At 72.1% G+C, this 9059-nt stretch carries 6 protein-coding genes; 2 read left to right on the top strand and 4 right to left on the bottom strand.

Going from position 1 to position 9059, the window contains the following annotated elements:
* Positions 1 to 278: 278 nt before the first annotated feature.
* The 3 genes from ACZ5PB_RS43285 to ACZ5PB_RS43275 all read right to left on the bottom strand — a co-directional run bounded on the left by ACZ5PB_RS43285 (position 279) and on the right by ACZ5PB_RS43275 (position 2507).
* Positions 279 to 692 (bottom strand): hypothetical protein, encoded by a 414-nt coding sequence (locus ACZ5PB_RS43285; protein ID WP_468699228.1) that lies wholly within the window; start codon positions 690 to 692, stop codon positions 279 to 281.
* 60 nt (positions 693 to 752) lie between these two features.
* Complete coding sequence (locus tag ACZ5PB_RS43280; protein ID WP_468699226.1) at positions 753 to 2150, bottom strand: glycosyltransferase 87 family protein; 1398 nt, start codon at positions 2148 to 2150, stop codon at positions 753 to 755.
* A 93-nt stretch (positions 2151 to 2243) separates the two neighbouring features.
* Positions 2244 to 2507: a hypothetical protein gene (locus ACZ5PB_RS43275; RefSeq protein WP_468699224.1), complete on the bottom strand. Its 264-nt coding sequence runs from the start codon at positions 2505 to 2507 to the stop codon at positions 2244 to 2246.
* A gap of 854 nt (positions 2508 to 3361) precedes the next feature.
* Here ACZ5PB_RS43275 and ACZ5PB_RS43270 point away from each other — a divergent pair.
* Complete coding sequence (locus ACZ5PB_RS43270; protein WP_468699222.1) at positions 3362 to 5527, top strand: HelD family protein; 2166 nt, start codon at positions 3362 to 3364, stop codon at positions 5525 to 5527.
* A 107-nt stretch (positions 5528 to 5634) separates the two neighbouring features.
* Here the strand turns inward: ACZ5PB_RS43270 and ACZ5PB_RS43265 are convergent, their stop codons facing one another.
* Entirely contained in the window at positions 5635 to 6333 is a 699-nt protein-coding gene (locus ACZ5PB_RS43265; RefSeq protein WP_468699221.1) for a copper homeostasis protein CutC, read from the bottom strand.
* Between the two features lie 296 nt (positions 6334 to 6629).
* Here ACZ5PB_RS43265 and ACZ5PB_RS43260 point away from each other — a divergent pair, with 296 nt between their 5' ends.
* Positions 6630 to 8930 (top strand): heavy metal translocating P-type ATPase, encoded by a 2301-nt coding sequence (locus ACZ5PB_RS43260; protein ID WP_468699220.1) that lies wholly within the window; start codon positions 6630 to 6632, stop codon positions 8928 to 8930.
* Positions 8931 to 9059: the final 129 nt, after the last annotated feature.

Raw genomic sequence — 9059 nt, 5'->3', positions numbered from 1 at the left:
CTTGGGCGGCGGGGCCGCCCCCGGGGGCGGAACGGGCGGGCAAGGGGGCGGCCCCCGGCGGAGCCGCACCCTCCGGGCCGTGCCACCTCCGCCCCCGTACCGCCCCACCGCCCAAAAGATGGCATGCCAAACCCCCTCACCAGGGCTGGGCCAAAGCGAGGGGGCAAGCGGAACCGGGGCCGCCCCCCGTGCCCACCCGTTCCGCCCCAGGGGGGCGGCCCCCGTGCCCACGGGGGGCGGGGCCACGCGGCGGCGGCGAAGTGGCGCCGGTTACCCGTTCACAGCGTGAACAGTGCGGCGAGGGAGATCAGCGCCCCCGCCGCAGCCCCCACGACCAGCCACCCCCTGACCGCCCGCCGCCCCCGCCGCGACGTCAGACACAGCGAGACAACAAGCAGCACCGCCGCCGCGAGCAGCGAGACACCCGCCACCGTGATCGCCCCATGGACCTCCCCCCAACACGCCTCCCCCCGCTCGCAATGATCGAGCGCCATCGGCGACAACCCCAGAAACATCAGGTCCGCCAACATCAACGGCACCAACAGCAACACAGCCCCAAGCCGCACCCACTTCGCCGACGGGTCATAGTCGGGCGCGTCGCGCAGCGCGCCGAGCGGGCTGCGCGGGTCCCAGACGGGGAGGCCCTGCCTCGGGTCGAACTCCGGTGTGGTGCCAGCGGTACGTCGCGTCATACGTCCAGTGGACCGCGGAACACCGCCCCCGCACCTCCCGTCACGTACTCAGAAACGTACTCAGTTCGCCGTACGGGGCGACTCCGCCACGGCACCCGGCCCGGGCTCCGCCTTCTGCGTCGGCAGGTGCTCGCCACCCACCCGCACCCTCTCGTTCCGCAGCCGCCACGCCAGCCACCCCAGCAGCACCAGCCCCACCATCGGGTACGGCGACAGGCCAGGCTGCTGCCACCACGGCAGCTGGACGTCCAGGTCGCCCTTGTGGGGAATCACCCAGAAGCTGCGGCAGGTGAAGAGGACGGCCAGGGCCCCTGCGGTACGGAAGTGGCGTTCGCCCGCCAGCAGGGCGATCAGCGGGACGCACCACACCCAGTGGTGGGACCAGCTGATCGGCGAGACCAGCACCATCGTCAGCGCGACGACGACGATGCCCCACTCCTCGTGCCCGGTGCGCACGGCCCGGCGGGCCAGCCACAGTCCGGCGAGGCCGACCACGGCGGCGGTCGCGAACCACAGCAGCCCCGGTTCCATGGTGTGCAGGGCGCGGGCCAGCATGCCCTGGAGGGACTGGTTGTCGACGATCCAGACCTTGCCGACGCGTTCGGTCTCGAACATCCGCCGGGTCCAGAAGTCGAGGCTCGCGGAGGGCAGCACGAGGATGCCGAAGAGGACGGTGGCGACGAAGGAGGCGAGGGCGGTGAGGCCGTTCCTGATCCGCCCGGTGACCAACAGATAGACGATGAAAATGGCCGGGGTGAGCTTGATCCCGGCGGCGATGCCGAGGCCGACTCCCTTGCCCAGGGCGCCCTTCGGCCGGGTCAGGTCCCACAGGACCAGGCAGGCGAGCGCGAGGTTGATCTGCCCGAACACGAACGTCTGGAAGACCGGCTCCAGCCAGATGGCGAAGGCCGTCGCGACGAGGATCAGCTCGGGGCGGCGCGGCAGCTTGGCGAACCGCCAGGACAGCCGTACGAGGAGGGCGAGGAGGGCGATGTTGCCGACGAAGAAGCAGACCTTCATGGCGGTGACGGGAATCCACGTCGTCGGCACGAAGAGGATCGCGGCGAAGGGCGGGTAAGTGGCCGGGAGCTTCCACTCGGTGGTGACGAAGTCGTACAGGCTCGTGCCGTTGACGACGGCCTGTCCCTCCGCCCGGTAGACGAGGGTGTCGCCCATCGGGACCCGGGTGGCCAGGAAGAGGGCGATGAGCGCGGCCAACGAGAAGCCCAGCAGAAGGCGGGCACCGAGGAGGGCGCGGGGGCTGGTGGCACGGGGGCCGGTGGCGTGAGGGCCGGTCGCGCGGGTGCTCTCGGCCTCGGAGCGAGGACTCTCCGTGCGAGGGCTCTCCGTGCGTGGGCTCTGGTGCTCGGGCGCGCGGGGCGTCTCCGTGCGGGGCTCCGTCACGCGGGAGCTCACGCGGTCGGCGGCGCGGGCCTTCTCGGTCCGGTCAGTCGTCACGCGGCAACCCTATGAGGCATTACCGGGCGCGGGCCACGGTATCCGGGGGCCGGGCCATGTCGCCGGACGGCCCCGCGGGGACGGTGGCGCTGCTTACGGGCGGCTTTCCTGCCTCGGCACCGCGCCCGTCTCGCCCGTACGACTGCCGTCGGCCCATGCGTCACGCTCGTTCCTCCAGTCGTCGGCGTAGTCGCCCAGCAGGACCACGCTGACCGCCGCGCCCGCGAAGACGCGGACGGCGCGGAAGGCGCGGGTGCCGAAGTGGGACTTGCCCGAGACCGCGGTGGCACCGGAGTGCCGGGGGGAGCCGGTGCGGGGGCCGGCCATTGCTGTCGCCGCTGCTGTCACTGTGCTCATGTATCCATGGTGTCCCCGGTCCGCCCCCAGGTCATCGGCCCCCGGGTTGAACCTGCACCCCACCCCACCTCCACCCGAGGTCTGACCCCACCCCCACCCCTCCACCCAAGGTCTTACGGGCAAACCCCCCACCCCCACCCCAGCTCGCCCCCGCTCCCTTGGGCGGCGGTGCCGCCCCTACCCCGCGAGCCCCCTTGGGCGGCGGGGCCGCCCCCCGGGGGCGGGACGGGCGGGCAAGGGGGCGGACCCCCGGCGGAGCCGCACCCCTCGCTCCTGCCCCTGCCCCTGCCCCTGCCCCTGCCCCTGCCCCGAGCTCCGCACACGAGTGGCCGCTGCGCGGGGCTTCACCCCACCCCGCCCCTTCCCGAAACCGGGGCTCCGCCCCGGACCCCGGGGTGGCAGCCCGGTCGGGGTGGGTGGGGGAGGTGCGGATGTGTCGTGGCTGGCCGCGCAGTTCCCCGCGCCCCTAAAGGGGCGCACCCCGTGCGGGGGTGGGTGGGGGCGAGGCGCTCCTGCGAGGAGGGCTGGTCGCGCTCGCGCGGCGGAGCCGCACAGTGTCACAGCCCCGCGCCCCTGACGGGCCGGGATATTCGCTCGCCCCCATTCCCCTCCCCCGTTACAATCACCCCTTCCCCCCGCCTCCCTCCCCGGAGCGCGCGCGCCGCCCGGCCGGAAACCGGGTGGCAGATAGACGTGATCCCATGACGTGACCCCGCCGAGCCGTGCCGCACACCCGGCCCGCCCCGGTCCACCGCCCGTCGGCGCCCGCTTCCCCGGGCCCGACGCCGCAAGGACCCCGGCCCGCCGCAAGGAACCCGGCTGCCCGGCCTGCTTACCCAGCCGGAGGCTTCACCGTGCCCGCGCACGCATCCCACGCGACCCCGTCCGCACCCCGGGCCGAGGCCGCACCAAGCGTCGACACAGACACCAACACCGACACCAACACCAACACCAACACCGACCCCCTCTCCCGCGAGCGCGCCCACCTCGCCGCCTCCCGCTCCGCCCTCCGCGCCATGCGCGAGGACGTCGAGAACCTCGACATCAAGGACGTCACCGCGAACTGGGTCAACGCCGTCGTCCTGACCGCCCAGATCGAGGACCGCATCAAGGCCCTCGCGGACCTCTCCCACACCCCCCTCTTCTTCGGCCGCCTCGACTACCTGCACACCGTCGGCGCCGCCGAGGCCGAAGGCACCCCGGGCGAGAACTTCTACATCGGCCGCCGCCACGTCCACGACGCCGACGGCGAACCCATGGTCATCGACTGGCGCGCCCCCGTCTCGCAGCCCTTCTACCGCGCCTCCAAGAAGGACCCGCAGGACGTCGGTCTGCGCCGCCGGTTCGGTTACACGGCAGGCGAGTTGACCGCGTACGAGGACGAGCACCTCTCCGATCCGTCCGCCGCCGACGACCCCCTGACCAGCAAGCTCCTCCAGGCGGAGATCGAGCGTCCGCGCGTCGGCCCGATGCGCGACATCGTCGCGACGATCCAGCCGGAGCAGGACGAGATCGTACGTTCCGGACTGTCCGGCTCCGTCTGCGTCCAGGGCGGCCCCGGCACCGGCAAGACCGCCGTCGGCCTGCACCGGGTCGCGTACCTCCTCTACGCGCACCGCGAGCGCCTCGCCCGCACCGGCACCCTCGTCATCGGCCCCAACAAGTCCTTCCTCCACTACATCGAGCAAGTCCTCCCCGCCCTCGGCGAGATGGAGGTGAAGCAGGCCACGGTCGACGACCTCGTCACCACCAACGGCGAGGGCGTCCTCCTCGAAATCCGCGGCACAGACGAGGCCCCCGCCGCCGTCATCAAGGGCGACGCCCGGATGGCCGAGGTCCTCCGCCGGGCGATCCGTTCGCACGTGACGATGCCGACCGAGCCCGTGGTCCTCGTACGCGGGTCACGCCGCTGGCGCGTGCCCGCCTACGAACTCGAAGAGATCGTCCAGGAGTTGCTGGCACGCGACATCCGCTACGGGGCCGCCCGCGAGGCACTCCCCCGCCGGATCGCGCACCAGATCCTGGTCCGCATGGAGGAGGCCGGGGAGGCCCCCGACGACCGCGTGCAGGACGCCGTCGCCCGCAACACCGCCGTCAAGCAGGCCGTCAAGGCGATCTGGCCCCCGGTGGACCCGGCAAAGCTGGTCCTGCGCCTCCTCGCCGAGCCCGACTTCCTCGCCGCCCACGCCGAGGGCATCCTCACCGAGGACGAACAGCGCACCGTCCTGCACCCCAAGCCCGCCCGCAGCACCCGCTCCGCGAAGTGGTCGGCGGCCGACGCCGTACTCATCGACGAGGCCCGCGACCTGGTGGAGCGCACCCACTCGCTCGGCCACGTCGTGCTCGACGAGGCGCAGGACCTGTCCCCGATGCAGTACCGGGCGGTCGGCCGCCGCTGCTCCACCGGCTCGGCGACGGTCCTCGGCGACCTCGCGCAGGGCACCACCCCCTGGGCGACCACCAGTTGGGCCGAGGCCCTCACCCACCTGGGCAAGCCGGAAGCCCACCTGGAGGAACTCACGGCCGGCTTCCGCGTCCCCCGCGACGTCATCTCGTACGCGTCCCGGCTGCTGCCGCACATGTCCCCCGGCCTGACCCCGGTGACCTCGGTCCGCGAAAGCCCCGGCGCACTCTCCGTCCAACTGGTCCCGGACGAGACCGACCTGGACTCCGAGATCGTCGCCGCCTGCGAGGAGGCCCTCACCCACGAGGGCTCGATCGGCCTGATCGCCGCCGACGACCGCATCCCCTCCCTCGCCAAGGCTTTGGAGGCAGCAGGCCACTCCTACCTCTCCCCCGGCGAGGAGACCACCACCGAGTCCCGCCTGACCCTGGTCCCGGCGTCCCTGGCCAAGGGCCTGGAGTACGACTACGTGGTCCTCGACGAACCGGCGGCGGTGGTGGCCGCCGAACCCGACGAACGCACCGGCCTGCGCCGCCTGTACGTGGCCCTCACCCGAGCGGTCTCCGGCCTCACCATCCGCCACGCACAACCCCTTCCCGTGGCCCTGGTGGGCTGAGTCCCGCACGCATGAGTACGGGGCGGCTTCCGGGACCGTAGTACGCGGTTCCGGAAGCCGCCCCGTCACGCGTGACGCGTCACACCTCACGCCTCACCCGTCACACCTCACGCGTCGAGCACCGACCGCCACTCCTCCACCGCCGCCGCCGACACCGGCGCATCCCAGCCCTGCGGCCTCGCCGCTCCGCCGATGTGGAACGCGTCGATTCCCGCCGCCCGCAGCACCGGCAGGTGGTCCAGTCGCAGACCGCCGCCCACCAGGATCTGCGCCGTGTACCCCGGCTCCCCCGCCCTGGCCGCCTCCGCCAGCAGCGTCGGCAGTCCCGCGTCGACGCCCTCCGCCGCGCCGGCGGTCAGGTAGGTGTCCAGGCCCGGCAGGTCCGCCAGCGACTTGCGCACCGCGTCACGGTCCGCCGCCCGGTCCACGGCGCGGTGGAACGTCCACCGGCACCCCTCGATCTCCGCCACCAGCCGCTCGACCGCGACCAGGTCCGCACTGCCGTCCTCGTCGAGGAAGCCGAGTACGAATTCGTCCGCGCCCTCCGCCCGCAGCGCCCGCGCGTTCGCGACCAGCGCGTCCATGTTCTCGGCGGAGCCCGCCGCGAAGCCGTCCGCCAGCCGCAGCATCACGCGCAGCGGGATGTCGACGGCGGCGCGGATCGCGGCGAAGGTCTCGCGGGACGGGGTCAGCCCGTCCGCAGCCATGTCCGTGACCAGTTCGAGCCGGTCGGCACCACCGGACTGGGCCGCGACCGCGTCCTCGGCACTGAGGGCGATCACCTCCAGGACTGCACGCTCACTCATGGGGTTCCGCTTCCTTCGCCATCGCCGACACGGACATGGTCTAGTCCAATATCAAGACTAGTTCCCATGCACCGCCTGCGCACCACCCCCACGCGGGGTGTGACCAAGCCCCTCGCGGACGGGCCCGATTTCGCGATACCCCCACGGAGTATGTGACACATACTTGCGCCCCATAGGTCAGGGGGGTATACATGAACTAGCAGCCGATACCCCCCGGGGGTAATCGACAGCCACCGAGAAGCAGGCAGCAAGCAGGCAACAAGCAACGATACGAGCCCGTCACCAGGGGAGTGGTCATGACCGTCCAGACACCGGCGCCGACACCGACAGAGGCGGCGCCTGCCCATGTCGAACTCGCCATCGGCGGCATGACCTGCGCCTCGTGCGCCGCCCGTATCGAGAAGAAGCTGAACCGGATGGACGGCGTCGAGGCGACCGTCAACTACGCCACCGAGAAGGCCAAGGTCACCTACCGGGGCGAGGAGATCTCCGTACAGGACCTGATCGCCACCGTCGAGAAGACCGGCTACTCCGCCAAGGAGCCCACCCCGCCGCGCCAGCAGACGACCACCGACGGCGGCACCGGCACTGACACCCCCGACGACGACTCCGCGCCCGAGGACCCCGCCCTCGTCTCACTCCGCCAGCGCCTGATCACCGCCACCCTCCTCGCGGTCCCGGTGATCGCGATGTCGATGATCCCGGCGCTGCAGTTCGAGTACTGGCAGTGGCTCGCGCTCACCCTCACCGCGCCCGTCGTGACGTACGCCGCCTGGCCCTTCCACAGGGCCGCGTGGACCAACGCCAAGCACGGCGCCGCGACCATGGACACCCTGATCTCGGTCGGTACGTCTGCCGCGTTCCTGTGGTCGCTGTGGGCGCTGTTCTTCGGCACGGCGGGCATGCCCGGCATGACGCACCCCTTCGAGCTCACGATCGCCCGTACCGACGGCGCCGGGAACATCTACCTGGAGGCGGCGGCAGGCGTCACCGCGTTCATCCTGGCGGGCCGCTTCTTCGAGGCCCGCTCCAAGCGCAAGGCGGGCGCCGCCCTCAAGGCACTGCTCCAGCTCGGCGCGAAGAACGTCACCCTGCTCCGCGACGGCGTCGAAGTCACCGTCCCCACCTCGGAGTTGAAGCCGGGCGACCGTTTCCTGGTCCGCCCCGGCGAGAAGATCGCCACCGACGGCACCGTCGTCGAAGGCACCTCCGCCGTCGACGCCTCCATGCTCACCGGCGAGTCCGTCCCGGTCGAGGTCTCCCCCGGCGACAGCGTCACCGGAGCCACCCTCAACGCCGGCGGACGCCTCGTCGTCGAGGCCACCCGCGTCGGCGCCGACACCCAGCTCGCCAGGATGGCCAAGCTGGTCGAGGACGCCCAGAACGGCAAGGCCGCCGCCCAGCGCCTCGCCGACAAGATCTCCGCCGTCTTCGTGCCCGTCGTCATCGCACTCGCCCTGGGCACCCTGGGCTTCTGGCTCGGCAGCGGCGCCGGACTCACCGCCGCCTTCACCGCAGCAGTCGCCGTACTGATCATCGCCTGCCCCTGCGCGCTGGGCCTGGCCACCCCGACCGCCCTCATGGTCGGCACCGGCCGCGGCGCCCAGCTCGGCATCCTCATCAAGGGCCCCGAAGTCCTGGAGTCCACCCGCAAGGTCGACACGATCCTCCTCGACAAGACCGGCACCGTCACCACCGGCCGCATGACCCTCCTCGACATCCACCTCGCGGCGAACACCACGAAGGACGAAGTCCTGCGCCTGGCAGGGGCGTTGGAGAACGCCTCCGAGCACCCGATCGCCCAGGCCGTAGCCGCCGGAGCCACCGCCAAGGTCGGCCCCCTGCCCACCCCCGAAGACTTCGCCAACATCCCCGGCCTCGGCGTCCAGGGCATCGTCGAGGGCCACGCCGTCCTCGTCGGCCGCGACAAACTCCTCGCCGAATGGGCCATGGCCCTGCCCGTCGAACTGGAACGCGCCAAGGCCGACGCCGAAGCAGCCGGCCGCACCGCCATCGCCGTCGCCTGGGACGGCGAGGCACGCGCCGTGCTCACCGTCGCCGACGCCGTCAAGGACACCAGCGCCGAAGCCATCCGCCGCTTCAAGGCCCTCGGCCTCACCCCGATCCTGCTCACCGGCGACAACAAGGCAGTCGCCGAGTCCGTCGCGGCCGAGGTCGGCATCGACCAGGTCATCGCCGAAGTCATGCCCGAGGACAAGGTCAGCGTCGTCAAGTCCCTCCAGGCCGAAGGCAAGAGCGTCGCCATGGTCGGCGACGGCGTCAACGACGCCGCCGCCCTCGCCCAGGCCGACCTCGGCCTCGCCATGGGCACCGGCACCGACGCCGCCATCGAAGCCGGCGACCTCACCCTCGTACGCGGCGACCTGAGGGCGGCGGCCGACGCCATCCGCCTCTCCCGCAAGACCCTCGGCACCATCAAGTCCAACCTCTTCTGGGCCTTCGCCTACAACGTCGGCGCACTCCCCCTCGCCGCCATGGGCCTGCTCAACCCGATGATCGCCGGAGCGGCCATGGCCTTCTCCTCCGTCTTCGTCGTCGGCAACAGCCTCCGCCTCCGCAACTTCAAGGCGGCGTGAGGGAGAAGGAGTTACGGGGCGGCTCCCGGGACCGATCGGTTTAATTGACCGCCCCCCTACCCCCACCCCCACTCCCACCCGTTAGGCAGGCGGGGCCGGTGTCATCACCCCCACCTCCGTTGAGACGCG

Source organism: Streptomyces sp. NPDC032721 (genome assembly GCF_055579625.1).
The sequence above is the reverse complement of the archived record's forward strand: the minus strand, read 5'-3'. Positions and strand labels throughout refer to the sequence as shown.